Here is a 19,680-nt window from a genome sequence, read left to right as displayed (position 1 = left end):
CTTCCCTCCGAAGAGTTCCGTGAGCTTCCTGCGCTCGACTTGCATGTATTAGGCACGCCGCCAGCGTTCGTCCTGAGCCAGGATCAAACTCTCCATAAAGTGTTTGACTTGCTCGTTGTTGTGACCGAAGTCACGTTGACGAAGCTTGCGCTTCATTCATTGTTTGTATCCGAAGATACGTTTTTGCCTCATCGTTCAGTTTTCAAAGTTCGTCGTGTCGTTTTCAGCGACTTTAATATCTTACCAAGTCACTGACACGATTGTCAATAACTTTTTTTGATATTTTTTTCGGTGTGTCACAACCATTTGTGGCACAAGAAGTAATATACCATGGAGTTTTTGTTTATACAAGTGTTTTATTAGAAAAACATTTAAAATGATCTTATTCCCGGTTTTCATAAGGATTATTCTAATAAACACCTGATTAATTAAAGGTTTTTATTAGATGAATCAAAGTAAAAATCCCCCCGCTTCCTTCTATATGAAGAAAGACGAGGGAATGACCGTTCCAAATTAGTTTTGTTGATGACGCATCGTTGGGAACAACAGTACATCGCGAATCGACGTAGAATTCGTCAATAACATGACGAGGCGGTCAATTCCGATTCCGAGTCCTCCAGTTGGCGGCATGCCGTACTCGAGTGCTTCGATGAAGTCATTGTCCATTTCATGGGCTTCATCATTCCCTGCTTCTTTTTCAACCAGCTGGGCTTCGAAACGTTCCCGTTGATCGATCGGATCATTTAACTCCGTAAAGGCATTCGCATGCTCACGGCGGACGATGAACAATTCAAATCGATCCGTAAAACGAGGATCTTCCGGATTTTTCTTCGCAAGTGGCGAAATCTCAACCGGATGTCCGTAAACGAATGTCGGCTGAACGAGTGACTCTTCAATTTTCTGTTCAAAGAATTCATTGAGGATATGTCCCGTCGTCATATGCGCTTGGACTTCGACACCATGTTCGTGTGCGAGTTCATGGGCACGCTCTTTCGAAATCTCTTCAAAGAAATCAACACCTGTCGCTTCTTTGACAAGATCCGCCATATGCGCACGTTTCCAGCCGACAGACAAGTCGATGACATCTTCGCCGTACGTGACTTGTGTCGTACCGAGTACTTCTTGTGCCACATGAGCAATCAGGTTTTCCGTCAAATTCATGATGTCGTTGTAATCCGCGTAAGCTTCATACAGTTCGATCATCGTAAATTCAGGGTTATGACGTGTCGAGATTCCTTCATTTCGGAAAACGCGACCGATTTCATACACCTTTTCAAGTCCACCGACGATTAACCGTTTGAGGTGCAATTCGATGGCAATTCGCATGTAAAGTGTCATATCGAGTGCATTGTGATGCGTAATGAACGGACGCGCCGAAGCACCACCCGCGATCGTATGCAACATTGGTGTTTCGACTTCCAGGTATCCGAGGCTGTCGAGGTACTGACGAATACCGCGAATGACTTTACTGCGTGCAATAAACGTCTCACGTGATTCGTTGTTCGTAATCAAATCCAGGTAACGTTGACGGTACCGTTGTTCGACATCTTTTAATCCGTGGTATTTATCCGGAAGCGGACGTAATGCTTTGGTCAACAACGTAAACGATGTGACGTGAACCGAGAGTTCGCCAACATTCGTTTTGAAGACGTAACCGCTGATTCCGACGATGTCCCCTAAGTCACACGTTTTATAAATCTCATATGCTTCTTCCCCAACGTCGTCCTTACGCACATACAATTGGATCTGACCGTTTACATCCTGGACGTTCGTAAAACCGACTTTCCCTTTACGGCGTGTCGTCATGACACGACCCGCGATGGAAACGTCCGGCTTCAGTTCTGCCAATTCTTCTTTTTCATGTTCGCCGTAAGCAGCACGAATACTCGCTGTATCCGTTGAACGTTCGAAACGTGCACCAAACGGATCAAGTCCTTGTTCACGCATGGCGTTCATCTTACCAAGACGCACCTGCATTTGATCATTCATTTCCATGTCCTGACTCACTGTCTTCACTCCTTTTATAATGGTTCACGATGGTTTTCATCCGCTTCGATGAAAAAGCTGCCGGCATGACCGACAGCTCTTAGAAAAACCGATTCGCTCATCTTCAATGGCATTAGCGTACCATAAAACGGGCAATCCCGACCATACTTTACGTGTCACGCATGTACTGCGGTTGATTCCAATGTTTCGACATACTGGCGCAACAACTCTTGCAGACCCGCATGAGTATCGATATCGAATAACGCTTTACGGACTTGTCCGTTTCCGCTTAATCCTTTGAGGTACCACGCAACATGGGTGCGCATTTCCCGCACGGCAAGTTTTTCCCCTTTTAGTGCGACGAGACGCGCGGCATGCAACAGGCAAATATCAATCTTCTCACGTGGTGTCGGCTCCGCCGGTAACGTTCCGGATTCAAGATACTGGATCGTCTGATACAGCATCCACGGATTCCCAAGTGCAGCCCGACCGATCATGACACCGTCTACTCCGATCTCATCAATCATCCGTTGGGCGTCTTGCGGCGTCTGGACATCGCCGTTACCGATAATCGGAATGTTGACTGCCCGCTTCGCTTCGCCGATGATGTTCCAGTCGGCAACCCCTTCATACTTTTGTGAACGGGTCCGTCCGTGGATGGCGACAGCCTTCGCTCCACCGGCTTCTGCCGCCCGGACATTGTCGACGCAATAAATATGATGGCTGTCCCAACCGGTCCGCATCTTGACCGTCACGGGTTTCTCGACTGCTTGCGATACGGCATGGACCATCTCGTACACTTTATCCGGATCAAGCAACCATTTCGCTCCGGCATCACACTTTGTCACTTTCGGAACGGGACAGCCCATATTGATGTCAATGATATCGGCATTCGTATTGGCATCGACATACTGTGCTGCCTGGACCAATGTTTCCTTCGAACCGCCGTAAATCTGCAGACTGAGTGGTTTTTCTCGGTCATCAACGTACAACATCTGCATCGTCCGTTCATTTTCGTAAAGAATCCCCTTGTCACTGACCATTTCTGCACAGACGAGACCTGTCCCGAATTCTTTTGCAATCAAACGAAACGCAGGATTACAGACACCCGCCATCGGTGCTAAAATGACACGGTTATTCAGTTCAACATCACCAATTTTAAAACCTGTCATCACGCTCTTCCCTTCTCTGCTCTGAATGCGGCTTGCCTTCAATTCGTTTTACATCCGCCCGCTCCGCTTCCGGCAAGTCGACATACAACTCGTCGACAGTTCGTTCCCAACCCGGCACGAAATAGGAAGCATTTAATTCACGTAATGGGGCCAAGACGAATGCCCGATTGTTCATCCGTGGATGCGGTACCGTCAACCCTTCCGACTGAATCATCTCGTCATTATACAAAATGATGTCGAGATCGAGTGTCCGCGGTCCATTTTTGAATAACCGCTTCCGCCCTTCCTGGTGTTCAATCTGTTGTAATTCCGTCAATAGGTGCTCGGCGGATAAGGTCGTATCCAGTTCGACGACCATATTGTAAAAAAGATCTTGATCCACATAGCCGACGGGTGCCGTCTCATAGATTGACGAAGCACGCACTGCTTTCGTCGTTGGCAAGGCACGGATCAACCGGATGGCCGCTTGCAGGTGAGCTGCTTTATCGCCGATGTTCGATCCCAGTGCGACGTAGGCACGATTCATGCATAATCGCCCCGTTTCCGGTGGATTTCAACGGCAACATGTTCATAATGTCCCGCAATCGGCGGATCCGGTTTAATGACCTTGATCGTCGTCTCAAGAATCCGGGGATCGAGCAACAGCACCTGTTCTGCAATTCGGTCTGCGAGCGCTTCGACGAGTTGCAGCGGCTTCCCTTCGACAACCTGTTTCGTGACTTCGTATAACTCCGCATAGTTGACGCTTTCACGTAAATCATCTGTCTTACCGGCACTTGATAAATCAAGACCAATCGTCAGATCAACGTTAAAGCGTTGACCCAACTTCGTTTCTTCTGCAAACACACCATGGTATCCGTAAAAACGCATACCGGTCACCTGTATCCGATCCATCTTCATTCTCCTCCCGGTAATTCTGCAGCCAACATCGTATCCATCATGACGGCTGCCCGTTTGACCGCCTGCACATCATGCACCCGCATCCATTCACATCCTTGTTGAATGCCGTAACAGACTGTCGCAATCGTCCCTTCGACACGCTGATCAGCCGGCAAGCCAAGCGTCAGACCAATCATCGACTTCCGGGATGTCCCGAGCAGGACAGGATAACCAAAGTCCGTCGTAATCGACAGATGCCGCATTAAAAATAAGTTTTCTTGATGTGTCTTCATGAACCCGATGCCGGGATCCAACCAGATGTGGTTTTCTGACACTCCGGCCTGTTTCGCCAATCGAATCGAATCTTCCAAATCGGCCCGTACTTCAGCCAGCATATCCGGTCCATGAGGTTCTGAGCGGTTGTGCATTAAAATGATCGGGACGTCATGCCGGGCTGCCACGTCGACCATCGAGCCGTCCCCCCATTTCGATCCCCAGACATCGTTGATGATGTCTGCTCCGGCACGAACAGCGGCTTCGGCGACTTCCGGTTTATACGTATCAATCGACACCAATATATCCAGTTCACGTTTCAGACGCCGAATGACCGGGACAACACGGTCGATTTCGTCTTCAGCCGAGACAAATGAAGCGCCAGGTCTCGTCGATTCACCACCGACATCAATCGCGTCCGCTCCGTCCGCGACGAGTTGTTTCGCATGCCGGACTGCCTGTTCGATATCCACATAGTTCCCGCCATCGGAAAAAGAATCCGGTGTCACGTTAAGAATCCCCATGATTTTCGTCATCCTTTTTCCCTCCTCGACCACTTCGATTGGACGGCGTCATCAAACAATCTCCGAACTGCTTGATACCCGTGTCCTTTAAGACCCGGGAACGTCCGCCCATCCAAGGAAGAGACTGCGACCGCTTCTTGAACCGAGTTTGTATAAAGGATTTCATCCGCTTCCGTCAATTGCGGCAATAACGCCAGCCGTTCCTCGACAGGCAACTCTTCCATCAGGAATTGACGGGTGATGCCATTGAGGACACCTGTCTCAAGTGGTGGCGTATACCATCGTTCTCCATAACGCCAAAAGATATTGGACGTGATACCTTCACAGATGAAACCGTCTTTTGTTAAGAAGAGACCTTCTGCCTCCTGATTAAACAACTGACGTTTGGCGACCAGATTGTTCATGTAGTGATGTGATTTCAACCGATAACTCGTTTCCGGTGTACTCCGGGGCAAACGAACGGTTTCAAGCGCCCGTTCCGCCATCTGTCTGGAACCGATCGATTTCGCATACAACAGAACAGTCGGCTGCTCATACGGTTCAATCGAAAGACCGATTTCACGGGCACCGGCGGAGACGTTTAAACGAAAGTAGAGATCTCCCGTTCCGTGCACACGACACAATTCTTCAACGGCCGCCAATAAATCATCACGTCCGTAAGGCAATTTGATGCCGATTGCCGCACAACTCATCTGCAGACGCTCGATGTGATCATCAAAGAGAAACGGATGACCCGCATACGTCCGGAATGTCTCGAAGACCCCCATCCCGTATAGATATCCATGATCGAGCGGCGAGATGCGTACGTCTTCTTCTTGTTTTATCTGTCCATCATGCCAAAGATACATAGTGTGTCAACTCCAAAAAGTTTTTTAACATCTGTTTCCCGTCACGTGTCAAAATTGCTTCCGGGTGGAACTGTACACCGACGATCGGCAACTCCTTATGACGAAGGGCCATGATTTCCCCATCTGCTTCTGCCGTCATCGTCAAGGCGTCCGGGAAACTTTCCCGTTCGACGACAAGTGAATGATAACGCGTCACCGGCGTCTCCTGTTCAATTCCGGCAAACATACCGGAACCGTCATGGGTAAGCAAGGACACTTTTCCGTGCATCAATGTCTTTGCCCGGACGACCTTTCCACCAAACACTTGACCGATTGCCTGATGTCCAAGACAGACACCGAGGATCGGCAGACGACCGGCAAAGTAACGGATGGCTTCTAAACTGATTCCAGCTTCGTTCGGAGTACACGGTCCCGGGGAAATGACCAAATGATCCGGTGCCAGTGCTTCAATTTCCTCAAGCGTAATCGCATCGTTTCGAAAAACACGGACCTCTTGTCCAAGCTCTCCAAAGTACTGTACTAAGTTATACGTAAATGAATCATAATTATCGATCAGTACAATCATGTCGTTCCCTCCGCTAATTCTTTGGCGACCCAAAGCGCCTTCGCCTTACTGAGTGATTCTTCATATTCGCTTTCCGAATCGGAATCCGTCACGATTCCGGCTCCCGCCTGAATATACGCCATCCCGTCTTTTGCGACAAGCGTCCGAATCAAGATGTTGAAAATCGCATCATCCGCCCAGCTGATAAAACCGAGTGAGCCGGTATAAATCCCCCGGCGGACCGGTTCAAGCTCTTCGATGATTTCCATCGTCCGGATTTTAGGCGCACCGGTAATCGTGCCTCCCGGGAACATGGCGGCAAGAACACTGCTTCCGGTCTCACCTTCCGCAATCTCCCCCCGGACGTTCGAGACGATATGTTGAACGTGTGAATACTTTTCGATGACCATCAACTCATCAACATGAACCGAACCATAGCGGCTGACCCGTCCTAAATCATTTCGTTCGAGATCGACGAGCATCACGTGTTCCGCCCGTTCTTTTTCGTTATCGAGCAAGGTTTTCGCTAAAGCAAAATCCTCTTCCTCATTTTTGCCGCGCGGACGGGTTCCTGCAATCGGACGGGTCGCTAAGGCTGAATCGATTTTTTCCACGAGCAACTCAGGTGACGCCGACACGAGAACCAGTTCCTGATCTGCAAAATAGCCCATGTAGGGAGACGGGTTGACAGTTCGCAACACGTCATAAATATGTGCCGGTGTCGTCTGGAGCGGCTCTTGCTGGCGGACAGCGAGATTCACTTGAAAGACATCGCCCGCTTCGATATACCGTTTGATCCGATCAGCGGCGTGAACGAAATCACGCCGTTTAAAGGAGCGGTCCCGCTGAGGACGCTTGACGTCCGGAACCTGAAACACCGGTGCCGGACTCATTTGCCGCCACGAGGCGACTTCTTCGACTAATGCCAGACGGGCTTCCGCTTCTGTCTCACGGGTGACGGCAACAAATAATTGATTTTTTTCATGATCAAAGACGGCCACCTCATCGTACCAATAGAGCGAAAGATCAGCTGTCTCCAAATCGTCCGCCGCCTGCTGCGGCAGGCGTTCTAAATAACGGACAGCATCATAACTGACGTATCCCGCCAGTCCTCCAAAAAACGGTGGCATTCCCGCCGGTCGAGCCGAGGCGTAACGTGAACGAATGTCCTCCAAGATTGTGAATGGAGTATCTGTTGTCTCTGTTTCTTCCCCGGACATCGCCACTGTCGTAAGACCATTTTTTGTCCGAATGTGTCCCACCGGTCGGACCCCCGCCATCGTATAAGCCCCGATTCGTCCGCTTTCGAGCCAGACGTGTCCGGTCCGGTTTGCCGTCAATTCGACGTACCGGTTATAAAATTGTTCCTTCGTCCATGTAAATGCTTCGTATACTGTCTGTCGCACGCTTGTTCCTCCACTTCCGAGCTATCCTGTTTTCATTATACGCAAAAAATCAGTCAGACGGACGACTCAAACGCAAGTCCCATTCTTTCCGACAAGGAAAAAGAGGTCCATTCCGAACAAGCGGAATGAACCTCTGAGTCTGCTAAGATTATAGTTTTGAGCTGTCCGCTTCTTCTTCCACCTGATACAACGGTGTACTGAGGTAGCGTTCTCCGTTTGACGGAATGATCGCCAGAACGTTTTTGCCTTTTCCTAAACGCTTCGCCGTCTTCAAAGCAGCTGCAATCGCTGCACCGGAAGAGATTCCGCCGAGGACTCCGTTCGACTTGGCCGCGCGACGTGCATGATCAAACGCTTCTTCCGTTGTCACTTGCTCGACACCATCATAAATCTGTGTGTCGAGAATCGATGGAACGAATCCGGCACCGATGCCTTGCAACTTGTGTGGACCGGGTTTTCCACCCGACAGAACAGGTGAATCCGTTGGTTCAACCGCGATGATTTCGATTCCAGGGAACGCCTCACGCAAGACTTTTCCAGCGCCGGTGATTGTACCGCCCGTTCCGATTCCCGCGATGAAGGCATCGAGGGATAATCCTTCAAACGCTTCGACGATTTCCGGTCCCGTCGTTTTTTCATGAACGACCGGGTTCGCTTCATTGTTGAACTGTTGCGGCATGAAATAACCGTGTTCGTCCGCTTCTGCCGTCGCCCGAGCAATCGCACCCTTCATTCCTTCTGGACCGGGTGTTAAAATCAACTCCGCACCGTACGCACGAAGAAGAGTTCGACGTTCCATGCTCATCGTTTCCGGCATGACGAGAATCGAACGGTAGCCTTTTGCAGCAGCCACCATTGCGAGTCCGATGCCCGTGTTTCCACTCGTCGGTTCGATGATGGTATCTCCTGCTTTGAGATGTCCCGCTGACTCAGCCGATTCGATCATCGCTAAGGCGATTCGGTCTTTGACGCTTGAACCCGGATTCATATATTCCAATTTCAAGTACACGTCCGCATCTTCCGGTCCTGTCAAATGATTCAATTTAACGATCGGCGTGCGGCCGACTAAATCCAATACTGAATTCGCAATGCGCATGACCATTCCTCCTCATAATGAAAAACTTTAATTCCAAGTAATCCGATAGATCAATTATCCACGGACTGGATGAAAATTGTCAATCAAAGCGTTCTACAGTCGGCTTTGATCCATTTTCCGACTGTTTTTCGACTGCTTCCGCAATCAGACGGTCAATCGTTTCTTGTTCATGCTCGTTTCGCATGACTTGATACACATCCGCCCGCGTGATTTCCTGATCTCCGACTTTGGCGACGACATCTTCGAGTGGTCCGCCGATGCTATCTTGAACGACCTTCGGAGAATCTACTTTCGGCAATTCTCCCATGAACGCGTAAGCACCCGTCAAAAAGTTTGTCAGTAATAAAATGAAAATCAACATCCACAAGTACTTAGAGTTTACAGTTCCCATTTTCAGACCCTCTTATGCTCTTTCGAGTGATTTTTCGCGAAGTGATTGTAATTCTTCGACATCATATTGGTAATGTTCCGAACAGAAATGACAGACCGCTTCCGCTCCACCATCTTCATCAATCATCGCTTGAATCTCATCCGGTCCGAGAGCAACAATCGCTGTCGCTAACTTTTCACGTTCGCACGTACAGTTAAATGACACCGGAATCGTATCGAGCAGTTCGAACGATTCTCCTAAGACAAGACTTAACATCTCTTCCGGTGTTTTTTCTTCACCGACCAGAATCGAGATCGGTTTTAAGGCCGCGACTCGTTGTTCCAGTGCCGCAATCGTTTCTTCCGACGCACCCGGCATCAGTTGAACGATCAATCCGCCTGCTGCGATGACCGACTCATCTTCCGGATAGACGAGAACGCCTGCTCCGACGACAGATGGACTTTGCTCGGAAACCGCGAAGTAATACGTAAAGTCTTCACTGATTTCACCTGTTTGAATCGGTGATTGTCCACCGACGAAGTCACGCAGACCTAGATCCTTGATGACGGAAATGTTTCCGCGGCCGACTGCATCGCCGACTTTCAGTTTTGTCAGACCGTCACTGTTGACGTATGTGTCCATCTCGACACGCGGGTGACTGACATATCCCCGGACTTGTCCTTTCGCATCCGCATCGACGATGATTTTTCCGATTGGACCATCCCCTTCGACTTTCAGCGTCACACGGGTATCCCCTTTTTGCATCGTTCCCATCATTGCGCCAATCGTCAACGTCCGACCGAGTGCTGCCGTGACGACCGGTGTCGTCTGATGACGGAGTTGTGCTTCATAAACGGTTTTCGTCGAACGAATCGCAAACGCGCGGACTTCGCCGTTAAACCCTAAGGCTCTGACTAAATAATCATCTTTTAATTGTGCTAATAATTCTTCACGTTTCATTATTTTTCCCTCACTTATTTCGTTCGTAGATAATCCGCAACCCGTCCAGCGTCAAAAATGGATCAACGATTTTAATCGTCGCGGATTCCTCACTGATTAATCGGGCGAGTCCACCTGTCGCAATGACAGTCGCTTCTCCCATTTCTTCTTTCATCCGATGGACCAGTCCATCGACTTGCGCGACGTATCCGAAATACGTACCGGACTGCATCGCATGTACCGTATTTCGACCAATCGTCGACTGCGGTTTGGCAATCTCGATTCGTGGTAATTTCGCCGCTTTGTTATACAAGGCTTCTGTCGACACCATGACACCCGGTGAAATGATTCCACCGTAGTAGCGTTTTTGTGAATCGATATAACAATATGTCGTTGCTGTTCCAAAATCAACGATGATTAAAGGACCATCATATTTTGCCGTCGCAGCGACGGCATTGACGATCCGGTCTGCCCCGACTTCTCTTGGATTATCGACTTTTAAATCGAGTCCCGTCTTGATTCCCGGTCCGATCACGAATGGACGTCGGTTGAAATAACGGACGCACATGTTCTCGAGTGGAAACACGACAGGGGGTACGACAGATGATAACACGATTCCCTCAATGTCTTCCACGTTTAAGTCTGCATCCCGAAACAGGGCTTTGACCAACATGCCGTACTCGTCCGTTGTCCGTGTACGATCCGTTGCAATGCGCCAATGCTGGACAAGTGTCTGTTCATCATAGACGCCAAGTACGATATTCGTATTTCCCACATCAATTACTAAAATCATCTGCTTCCCCACTTTTCTCTGACGATAACTGTTGCATACGTTGTGATTATACCATGCAGCCGGGGCTTCACCTACCGAAGTGCGCCTTGCAACCTGCCTACAAAAAAAGAGGTCAGCATCCCATTCGGAATACTGACCTCTTCGTCAAACGAAATCCATTGATCTTTCACTCCGTCCACCGATTCATCCGAACGGTGTTTCATGAGTGATTAGATTTGATCATCCCGGCGTGGTTGATCTGGTTTTTCCGTATCGACATTTTCCCCTTCGTCGATGACAGAGCCGCGTTGTGTCGGAGATTCTGTCGGTTGATCGATGACAGGTGTCGTCGATTCCGGCGTTTTCTCATCCGCTTTTGGTTCTGCAATCACTTCAGGTTGATGCTTTTTATATTCGCCTGTCTCTAAGAGATGGTGAATTTGTTTCTGATCAAGTGTTTCCACGTCAAGTAACGTCGTCGCAATCAAATCAAGCTGATCGCGTTTTTCTGTTAAGATCGTTTTCGCTTTTTGGTAACACTTGTTGATGATCGCTTGAATTTCTTTATCGATTTCATGGGCAATCGCATCAGAGTAGTTCTGTTCGTTTTGGAAGTCACGTCCTAAGAAGACGTTTCCGCCTTGACCGGAACCAAACTGAAGTGGTCCGAGTTTTTCACTCATCCCGAACTCCATGACCATTTTCCGTGCTAATCCTGTGGCACGTTGGAAGTCATTACTCGCTCCAGTCGAAACTTCACCAAAGACGATATCTTCCGCGACACGACCACCAAGTAATCCAGTGATCTTATCTTCAAGTTCCGGTTTTGTCATGAAGTAGCGGTCTTCTTTTGGAAGCATGATGACGTAACCGCCTGCATTCCCGCGAGGAACGATCGTTACTTTATGCACTTCATCCGCATCATCGAGTGTGACACCGATGATCGTATGACCAGCTTCATGCCATGCAACAATCTTTTTCTCTTTTGGTGAAATGATCCGACTCTTCTTCGCTGGTCCAGCGATGACACGGTCGATCGCTTCTTCGAGATCGACGATTGAGATCTTGTCACGGTCGGTACGCGCGGCAATAAGTGCTGCTTCGTTCAACAGGTTTTCAAGATCCGCACCAGAGAAACCTGGTGTGCGTTGTGCGATGGCTTTTAAATCAACCGTTGTATCAAGTGGTTTATTGCGTGCGTGTACTTTCAAGACCGCTTCACGTCCGACGACATCTGGACGCTCAACCGTGATTTGACGGTCAAAACGACCTGGACGGAGTAAAGCCGGGTCCAAGATATCCGCACGGTTCGTTGCTGCGATCATGATGATACCTTCGTTTTCACTGAATCCATCCATCTCGACGAGAAGTTGGTTCAATGTTTGTTCGCGCTCATCATGTCCGCCGCCAAGACCAGCTCCACGTTGACGACCAACCGCATCGATCTCATCGATGAAGATGATACATGGGGCGTTTTTCTTCGCATTTTCAAACAAGTCACGTACACGTGATGCACCGACACCGACAAACATCTCAACGAAGTCAGAACCTGAAATCGAGAAGAACGGTACGCCGGCTTCACCAGCTGCTGCACGGGCAAGCAATGTTTTACCTGTACCTGGAGGACCTACAAGGAGGACACCTTTAGGAATACGGGCACCGAGACGGGCAAACTTACGTGGATCTTTCAAGAATTCAACAACCTCAACGAGTTCTTGTTTCTCCTCATCCGCTCCCGCGACATCGTCAAACGTAATCTTTTTCTTTTCTGTATCATACAGGCGCGCCTTCGATTTCCCGAAGTTCATGACACGGCCACCGCCGCCACCGCCTTGTGCTTGATTAATCAAGAAGAAGAACAGGATGAAGATGATGATGAATGGCACGATCGTCGTCAGTAACGCGATCCAACCGCCATTTGTTTCTGCTGCTTTGAAGTCCATCTTGACGTTTTGGCTACGCAATTGCGTGTACAAATCCGTCAGTTCCGTATCAACAGCCGGTACGACGGTTTCATATGTCGTATCCTTTTCACGTAATTCACCCGTGACGTTATACGTCTGTCCCTCATACTGGAACGTCGCCGTCTTCACATCACCTTTTTCAACAGACTCGACAAACTGTGTGTAATTGATTTCTTTGCTTTTGTTCACTGGACTCTGCAAGTATTGCAGAAACAAGATCAAAGCTAGAAAAATGACCCCAAACACGAGGGTATTCTTCACTGCTCGGTTCATCGTAGGCCTCCTCTCCGCACCAACTGATTAAACTTACTCAATCGATACGAATCCTAACGCGGCAAAGCGCGCTTTGTAATTGGTTTCATCTTATCATGTGACAGTCAAGATTAAAAATAATTAGCCGCCGTAGACTGCTGGCTTCAATACTCCAACATAAGGAAGGTTCCGATACTTTTCTTCATAGTCAAGACCGTAACCGACAACGAACTCATGTGGAATGACGAAACCGCTGTAGTCGGCGTGTAAATCGTTTTTACGACCACTCGGCTTATCCAGCAACGTCACGATTTTAACCGACTTTGCTTTCCGGTATTTGAAGAGGTCCACGAGATACCCTAATGTTAATCCGCTGTCGATGATATCTTCGACAATCAGGATGTCACGTCCTTCTACTGATGTGTTTAAATCCTTCTCGATCTTGACTTCCCCTGTCGATGTCGTCCCACCGTGGTAAGTCGACACATCCATGAAGTCCATTTCAAGATGCATGTCCATCTTTTTGACGAGATCAGACATGAACGGCATTGCGCCTTTTAATACACAGACAAGCAGTGGGAAACGATCTCCATAATCCGCTGTCAGTTCACCCGCGAGTTCACCGACTTTATGTTGGATCTCTTCTTCCGAAATCAGTACTTTTTCCATATCATTCATTAAGGTCATGCTAGGTATTCCTCCTCCATTTTAAACACTACATTACCATTCTATCATTAAACCTGATTCTGCGAGGAGTTCAAATGACCCGAATATTGCAATTCGATGTCCGATGACTGCCAGAACTTGCCCTGTTGCATCCACGACGACCGGGATTTGTGTTCGAAGTGTCCGTGGAACTTTAGCGTCCATCAAAATTCGGCTGACTTTTTTAGTGCCGACCGCCAGTTGAATCCGATCCCCGGGTAACGGTGGTCGAACCGTCAACGGGAATCTGATGGCCGAAAACGGAATGCCGGTGGTCGCACGGGAAAACCTAACCATTTGTTCACCATAATAATAGGTACCCAAACGCTCCCCCACTTCAAACGGTTCAGGTACAGAGTGTCTCACAGGACAGGGAACACATGTCAAGTAGCCATATGTACGCTGTATCCTCCAGTTTCCATAATACACTTCACCGGACGGCATATCTACTCGTAGCAGTGTCAAAAATCGATTGTAATCGTTCGGTGTGAGTTCTGCGTCCGGCACGAGCACACGCAGGACCAGGCGTCTGAAGTCGGAAGGGAGTTGAAGAACGTTCTTCAGCGGAAGTCCCTGTTCCGTCGTCCAGTCTTTGACGAGCGCCGCGACATAGGCAAGATGTTCTTGTTTTTGTTCATGTCGCAGCATCGCAGCGCGAACGGTCGCGGCTTCATAACCGGGACGTAAGGCAGCGAGCACGGGCATTACTTGATGCCGAATCTGATTGCGAAGGTACTTCGTTTCCGCATTCGTCGCATCTTCGTGCCACGCGACTTGATGTTCCGCCGCATAGTCATACAGCTGCTGCTTCGTATACGTCAATAACGGACGGTGGATCTGCCCGTGTGCAAACGGTCGGACTACTGGAATCCCGTCGATATGCGCTTCCCCGCGGAGCAATTGAATCAATAACGTCTCCAGTTGATCGTCCCGGTGATGGGCGAGGACCAGCTGATCGCGTCCAGTCTCCCGCATCACCTCTTGAAAAAAAGCATACCGTCTGCTGCGGCATTTCTCTTGAGTCGCCGTCTCGTCTGTCCATTCAAGACGCGTCATCCGAAAATCGAGTTGGCGTGCCTGCGACCAGGCTTGAATCGATTGTGCTTCTGCATCGGATTCGGCACGAAGTCCATGGTGCACATGAACGATGATGATATCGTGACCTGCTTCATACAACAGATGGGCTAACACCATCGAGTCACAGCCGCCGGATACGGCAACAAGCAAGGGTACGCTTGGAAGTTTTACTTCTACTGTCACGTCTTCATCCTCCCTTTTGCATTAATCTAAACGAAAAAAGCTATCTCTATATGAAATAGAGATAGCTTTTTTACAGAATGACCCGTACGGGAATCGAACCCGTGTTACCGCCGTGAAAGGGCGGTGTCTTAACCGCTTGACCAACGGGCCAAAAAAATATGGTAGCGGCGGAGGGAGTCGAACCCACGACCTCACGGGTATGAACCGTACGCTCTAGCCAGCTGAGCTACACCGCCATATTTTGAATGTTTGTGTCCTAAGCACATTTTCTATAATACTTGGGAGTCAAATGATTGTCAACGCTTTTTCTAAAAATAATTCTAAAAAAATAAAAGATGGAATGAACAGCGTCATTCCACCTCTATTCTTATAAAGAACAGGTCAGCAAGTTATTGACGTTTAGCACCGCGTCCGCCACGTTTTGAATCCGTTTGACGTTTCAATGTCGCAAGACGATCTTCACTGTCTTTAAGGAAACTAGTCATCAACGTATCGAACGTTTGCTCTTTGCGTGGAGCCGGTGCGCCACGGCCACCTTTGTTAAAGCCACCACGGTTTCCACCGCCGCCGCTTCCACCACGTGGTCCTTTGTTATCAAACGAACGTGGTCCGCGGTCTTGACCTGCAGGACGTGGTCCGCGATCAAATTGACGAGCTGGAGGACGTGGACGTTCACCTTCTGGGCGATCGACGGCTTTCTTAATTGAAAGACCGATTTTTCCGTCGTTCTCTACACTCAACACTTTAACCGTGATTTCTTGTCCGACTGTCAAGACATCATTGATATCTTTGACGTAAGAATCTGCTACTTCACTGATGTGAACAAGACCTGTCTTACCCGTCGGTAATTCTACGAACGCGCCGAAATTGGTGATGCCTGTAACTTTCCCTTGTACTTTGCTGCCTACTTCAATCGACATAAATTGTATTGCTCCTTTTTAGTTGATTCTTTCTTATTATACGAGTGATTCTACATTTTTTCAATCAATCGGCAAGCTTCGTTTAATCTTCCGGTGAAAAATAGAAAATCGTTTCGCCTTTTTTCGAGTACAGCAGTTCACTTCTCGCTAAGTTCGCAACATACTTCTTATCATTCAACCGTTCAATTTCTTCTTTCAGACGAGCGGACTCTTTTTCCGCCTTTGCCTGTTCTTGATGCGCAACCTGAAACGACTGCTTCTGTTCAGCGATCAGTTGTTTCTTTTCGATATATGACCACCCCATCAGGGACAGGACAATAAGAAAGATCGACATACAGACTAAGAAGCGCCTCTTCAGACGTAAACGGTTTTCGATTGCATTTTGACTCAACTGTTTTTTCCGGTCATTAAGCGGTTTGATCTTGGGCGGCGTATCGCGCCCTGATTCCAACGGTGCTGGCATATCATCCCTCCTTATCCGAGTGGTCATCTCTGACACTCTCTAGTATACTTCCTTTTTCAACCAAATTACATCGATTCTTCGGAATTCACTTTTTCTTCACGAATGATTTGATACATCTCCGACGCATCTTCTTTTTTGGCGTGTTCCTTAATGCCGTCGATTTGGACGGTGACGATCTTGTTTCCGAACCGGATTGTCATCTCGTCTCCGACCGCCACGTTGCTGCTCGCTTTGGCGACAAGTCCGTTAATCGTAATCCGACCTTGGTCCGCGACCTCTTTCGCGAGTGTCCGGCGTTTGATCAGACGGGATACTTTTAAAAATTTATCAAGTCTCATGACTGTTCCTCCTGCTTTGATTGATTCCACAAGGCATCTTGTTCCGCTAACGATAACTCCGTTAACGGACGGTCTGCCAATTGTTCCATTCGGGTAAAGCGGCGAATGAATTTGTCATTGGTCTGCTGTAACGCATCTTCTGCCGACAACTCCATATATTTTCCGACGAGCGCTAACGAAAACAGGATATCTCCAAATTCCCCTAACTGCTCTTCCGCCGGTGCCTCTTGCAGTTCTTGAATCTCTTCCCGGACTTTATCAAGTGCCCCGGCGACGGTTTCCCATTCAAAGCCGACCTTCGCGACTTTCTTTTGAATCTGTTCTGCCCGCATCAAGGCAGGAGCTCCCTTCGTGACACCATCCAAGAGAGAGGTTCGTTCCGGTTTTTCCTGTGCTTTGATGTCCTGCCAGTTATTGACGACGTCGGTTGCCGAGTCGACTTTCACATCTCCAAAGACGTGAGGATGCCGGCGGATCATCTTCTCGCTGATACTGCCGATGACATCCCGCACATCAAAATAGCCTTCATCCAAACCGATTTGGGCATGAAGCATGACTTGCAGCAAGACGTCGCCTAATTCTTCAATCATTAAGTTATCGTCCTGAAGGTCGATTGCTTCCAGTAATTCGTACGATTCTTCAATTAAATGTTTTTTCAGCGACTCGTGTGTCTGTTCTTGATCCCACGGACAGCCGCCTTCACCACGCAATCTGGCGATGATTTGTTTCAGCGTCGTAAAATCTCGATTTAAAATCGTTTGATCCGTGACGGGTGGTACATACACCGTCGTCAAGTTGCTGAGCGTCGTCACATGATCCAACTCGTACAACGGGACGGTCACGACATGTTCGCGGCTGGTGCCGGCCGCCGTGACGAGTGTCACGTCATGTTCATCGGGATAACGTTCCATCAGCATGACTTTCAGATCACCCGCGACCAACTGATCGTAGACTTGTCCGATCAACAGATGTTGCCGGATTTGGGCTTCATCGATGTCGAACGCCGTCGCATCCAGCAATTGAAAACCTTCGATCGGATCGACGCCCACTGCGGCAAACATTGGATCCAGAAAACTTTGTCCTCCGACGATCTTGATGTTGTCCGATTGGTTCAACAGTTGCTGAACCGTACTTTCCGCGACCAACGGATGACCGGGGACAGCGTAAATGACAGGTTCCGTCCGGGCCTGTTCAAGCAGGGTGGCGACGATTTCACTGTAGACCGACTCAAAGCGGTCGTGTTTCTCATAAATAAAATCAAACGATGTAAATTCCATTCCCTCTGCCATCAGTTCTGAAACGACAGGATGATCCGCTGTCCGCAAATAAACGGGTAATGTCGTTTCCTTGAGTAACTTGTAGATGCCAAACGGTAATTGTTCCAGTTCGCCGACGCCTAAGCCGACGACCGTGATTTGATGTGTCATATAATCCCCCTACGTTGATGAATACGATATAGTTTCTCTCCAAAAGGCAACAGCGCCCACTCGCGTTCGGTCAAAACACCGATCCGTAACGCGAAGATACAAAAGACGACGGCTCCACCTAGGACCAACAATCCAACCTCAATCGTCGCTCCGATCCGACTTTCCCAGCCGGACAACTGAAAGAGTTGTTCGATCACATATAAGAAAATCGCCATCGGGAGGACTGCTTTGATCAACTTGATGTAAAACGCCCGACCAGCCGTCACGCGACCAAACTTCCGGTTCAATAAGATCAATTGTGCTGCCGCCATGACAGCAAATCCACCGAACGTCGCCATCCCGGCACCGGTCATGCCATATGCCGGAATCAACCAGATGTTCAGCCCAAATTTAACCGATAGACCAACGATGACACCTGCAAAGGCGTACTTTTCCGCATCCACCGATTGGAGACAGGAGACAATGATCATCGACAAGGACGCCGTGAATCCGGTTGCCGCAAGCCAACTGAGCGCCATCGTCCCATTGTCATCCTGATAGAGTGCGATATTTAACGGTCGCATCACACCGACGAGTCCGACCGTCGCTGCGGCCGCAATCAGCAGACCGGAACGCAACAATGTCTCCAAATGATGTTTCGTCGCGGTGTCATTGCGCTTCCGATATTCTAACAGTAATGTCGGTACACTCGCGAGACTAATTGACGTCGCAAACAAAATCGCAAACTGCAGCAACGGATAACCTCGGTCGAATATCCCTTTTTCAATTTTTGTTTCGATGGAATCGCCTAACAGATTCACAAAGGTCAAGCCATCAATCAACTGCATCAATAACAATGCGAGCGAGGCAATGCTGACCGCCATCCCGCTCGTCAACAGGACCCGTCCGACACGACGGATATGCTGTTTCGATACGACTGGGCGACCAATCCGCCCTTTCGCGAACCGTAACAATAAGATGAGCGACGCAACGCTGCCGCCGAGTGCCGTCATATGGGCCGATGCTCCGATCTGATACGGATTCGCCCCGACTTGGACACCGTAGTAGGTCACAAGTAACAGCAGGCAGACACGAACAGCATTTTCCGTGATTTGTGAAAACGCCGTCGGCCGCATTTCAAGATCCGCCTGAAACATCCCCCGTAAGACGGCGATGACCGGCAACAGGTAAAACGTAAACGTAACTGCCCGGAGCGGTTCTACCAGTTGTGCGTCCCCAAATAACCGGGCCACTTCAGGAGCAATCCACCAACCGAGCGTCCCGAGGATTAACGACATGCCGGACAAGACGAAAAAGATTGCCCATAACACTTCCCGTTTCTCTTCCGGATGATGTAACGTCAACTTCGCGACAACGACCGGCAACGCATAAATACCAAGTGCTGCTGCAATCGCAAATAACGGATAGACGGTCTGATAGACATACAGACCGACGTCTCCCGCCATATTTTGATACGGGATGCGATAGAAAAAGCTCAACAGTTTGGAGACGTAACTCGAAATCGCCAGGAGTGCTGCGCCCTGAGCAATGGTCATTCGTTTA

Annotated in this window: 20 protein-coding genes, 2 tRNA genes and 1 rRNA gene; all 23 read right to left on the bottom strand. The window is 49.0% G+C overall.

Annotated features, from left to right (window positions below):
* Positions 1–99 (bottom strand): 16S ribosomal RNA (locus tag KNP87_RS16400); the annotation flags it as partial.
* A 414-nt stretch (positions 100–513) separates the two neighbouring features.
* Positions 514–1,995, bottom strand: a complete 1,482-nt coding sequence (gene lysS, locus KNP87_RS16395) for a lysine--tRNA ligase (protein ID WP_214722316.1) — start codon at positions 1,993–1,995, stop codon at positions 514–516.
* A 167-nt stretch (positions 1,996–2,162) separates the two neighbouring features.
* On the bottom strand, positions 2,163–3,158 hold the full coding sequence (dusB, locus tag KNP87_RS16390; RefSeq protein ID WP_026831533.1) for a tRNA dihydrouridine synthase DusB: 996 nt from the start codon (positions 3,156–3,158) through the stop codon (positions 2,163–2,165).
* Positions 3,145–3,684 (bottom strand): 2-amino-4-hydroxy-6-hydroxymethyldihydropteridine diphosphokinase, encoded by a 540-nt coding sequence (gene folK / locus KNP87_RS16385; protein ID WP_214722314.1) that lies wholly within the window; start codon positions 3,682–3,684, stop codon positions 3,145–3,147. The genes dusB and folK overlap by 14 nt, the downstream gene beginning before the upstream one ends.
* Positions 3,681–4,052 carry a dihydroneopterin aldolase gene (folB, locus tag KNP87_RS16380; protein WP_028105317.1) on the bottom strand — a complete coding sequence of 124 codons (372 nt, stop codon included), beginning with the start codon at positions 4,050–4,052 and terminating at the stop codon, positions 3,681–3,683. Before folB ends, folK begins: the two co-directional genes overlap by 4 nt.
* A gap of 2 nt (positions 4,053–4,054) precedes the next feature.
* Positions 4,055–4,846 carry a dihydropteroate synthase gene (gene folP, locus KNP87_RS16375; protein WP_214722313.1) on the bottom strand — a complete coding sequence of 264 codons (792 nt, stop codon included), beginning with the start codon at positions 4,844–4,846 and terminating at the stop codon, positions 4,055–4,057.
* A complete protein-coding gene (locus tag KNP87_RS16370; RefSeq protein ID WP_214722312.1) occupies positions 4,843–5,682 on the bottom strand; it encodes an aminotransferase class IV in 840 nt (279 codons plus the stop codon). Before KNP87_RS16370 ends, folP begins: the two co-directional genes overlap by 4 nt.
* A complete protein-coding gene (locus KNP87_RS16365; protein WP_214722311.1) occupies positions 5,666–6,247 on the bottom strand; it encodes an anthranilate synthase component II in 582 nt (193 codons plus the stop codon). The genes KNP87_RS16370 and KNP87_RS16365 overlap by 17 nt, the downstream gene beginning before the upstream one ends.
* Positions 6,244–7,632, bottom strand: coding sequence for an anthranilate synthase component I family protein (locus tag KNP87_RS16360; RefSeq protein WP_214722310.1), 1,389 nt, complete (start codon positions 7,630–7,632; stop codon positions 6,244–6,246). Before KNP87_RS16360 ends, KNP87_RS16365 begins: the two co-directional genes overlap by 4 nt.
* A gap of 148 nt (positions 7,633–7,780) precedes the next feature.
* Positions 7,781–8,728: a cysteine synthase A gene (cysK, locus tag KNP87_RS16355; RefSeq protein WP_026831539.1), complete on the bottom strand. Its 948-nt coding sequence runs from the start codon at positions 8,726–8,728 to the stop codon at positions 7,781–7,783.
* 79 nt (positions 8,729–8,807) lie between these two features.
* Positions 8,808–9,119 (bottom strand): SurA N-terminal domain-containing protein, encoded by a 312-nt coding sequence (locus tag KNP87_RS16350; RefSeq protein ID WP_035387542.1) that lies wholly within the window; start codon positions 9,117–9,119, stop codon positions 8,808–8,810.
* Positions 9,120–9,131: 12 nt separating this feature from the next.
* Entirely contained in the window at positions 9,132–10,058 is a 927-nt protein-coding gene (gene hslO, locus KNP87_RS16345) for an Hsp33 family molecular chaperone HslO (protein ID WP_214722309.1), read from the bottom strand.
* Positions 10,059–10,068: 10 nt separating this feature from the next.
* The gene (locus KNP87_RS16340; protein ID WP_026831542.1) at positions 10,069–10,830 is read right to left on the bottom strand and encodes a type III pantothenate kinase; all 762 of its coding nucleotides are present in this window, start codon (positions 10,828–10,830) and stop codon (positions 10,069–10,071) included.
* Positions 10,831–11,039: 209 nt separating this feature from the next.
* A complete protein-coding gene (gene ftsH / locus KNP87_RS16335; RefSeq protein ID WP_026831543.1) occupies positions 11,040–13,046 on the bottom strand; it encodes an ATP-dependent zinc metalloprotease FtsH in 2,007 nt (668 codons plus the stop codon).
* A gap of 120 nt (positions 13,047–13,166) precedes the next feature.
* Positions 13,167–13,712, bottom strand: coding sequence for a hypoxanthine phosphoribosyltransferase (gene hpt, locus KNP87_RS16330; RefSeq protein WP_012368964.1), 546 nt, complete (start codon positions 13,710–13,712; stop codon positions 13,167–13,169).
* A 33-nt stretch (positions 13,713–13,745) separates the two neighbouring features.
* Positions 13,746–14,990, bottom strand: a complete 1,245-nt coding sequence (gene tilS / locus KNP87_RS16325; protein WP_119924090.1) for a tRNA lysidine(34) synthetase TilS — start codon at positions 14,988–14,990, stop codon at positions 13,746–13,748.
* 78 nt (positions 14,991–15,068) lie between these two features.
* Positions 15,069–15,140 (bottom strand) — tRNA-Glu (locus KNP87_RS16320).
* A gap of 9 nt (positions 15,141–15,149) precedes the next feature.
* A tRNA-Met gene (locus KNP87_RS16315) sits at positions 15,150–15,226 on the bottom strand.
* Positions 15,227–15,379: 153 nt separating this feature from the next.
* Positions 15,380–15,910: a S1 domain-containing RNA-binding protein gene (locus KNP87_RS16310; protein WP_012368962.1), complete on the bottom strand. Its 531-nt coding sequence runs from the start codon at positions 15,908–15,910 to the stop codon at positions 15,380–15,382.
* Positions 15,911–15,992: 82 nt separating this feature from the next.
* Positions 15,993–16,373, bottom strand: a complete 381-nt coding sequence (locus tag KNP87_RS16305; protein WP_026831545.1) for an FtsB family cell division protein — start codon at positions 16,371–16,373, stop codon at positions 15,993–15,995.
* Between the two features lie 65 nt (positions 16,374–16,438).
* Entirely contained in the window at positions 16,439–16,711 is a 273-nt protein-coding gene (locus tag KNP87_RS16300) for an RNA-binding S4 domain-containing protein (protein WP_028105324.1), read from the bottom strand.
* On the bottom strand, positions 16,708–18,138 hold the full coding sequence (gene yabN, locus KNP87_RS16295; protein WP_214722308.1) for a bifunctional methyltransferase/pyrophosphohydrolase YabN: 1,431 nt from the start codon (positions 18,136–18,138) through the stop codon (positions 16,708–16,710). The genes KNP87_RS16300 and yabN overlap by 4 nt, the downstream gene beginning before the upstream one ends.
* Positions 18,135–19,673, bottom strand: a complete 1,539-nt coding sequence (locus KNP87_RS16290; RefSeq protein ID WP_251135663.1) for a putative polysaccharide biosynthesis protein — start codon at positions 19,671–19,673, stop codon at positions 18,135–18,137. Before KNP87_RS16290 ends, yabN begins: the two co-directional genes overlap by 4 nt.
* Positions 19,674–19,680 lie beyond the last annotated feature (7 nt).

Source organism: Exiguobacterium sp. s192 (assembly GCF_018618795.1).
In the GTDB taxonomy this organism is placed as follows: domain Bacteria; phylum Bacillota; class Bacilli; order Exiguobacteriales; family Exiguobacteriaceae; genus Exiguobacterium_A; species Exiguobacterium_A undae.
This window is presented reverse-complemented; position numbering and strand designations above follow the sequence as displayed.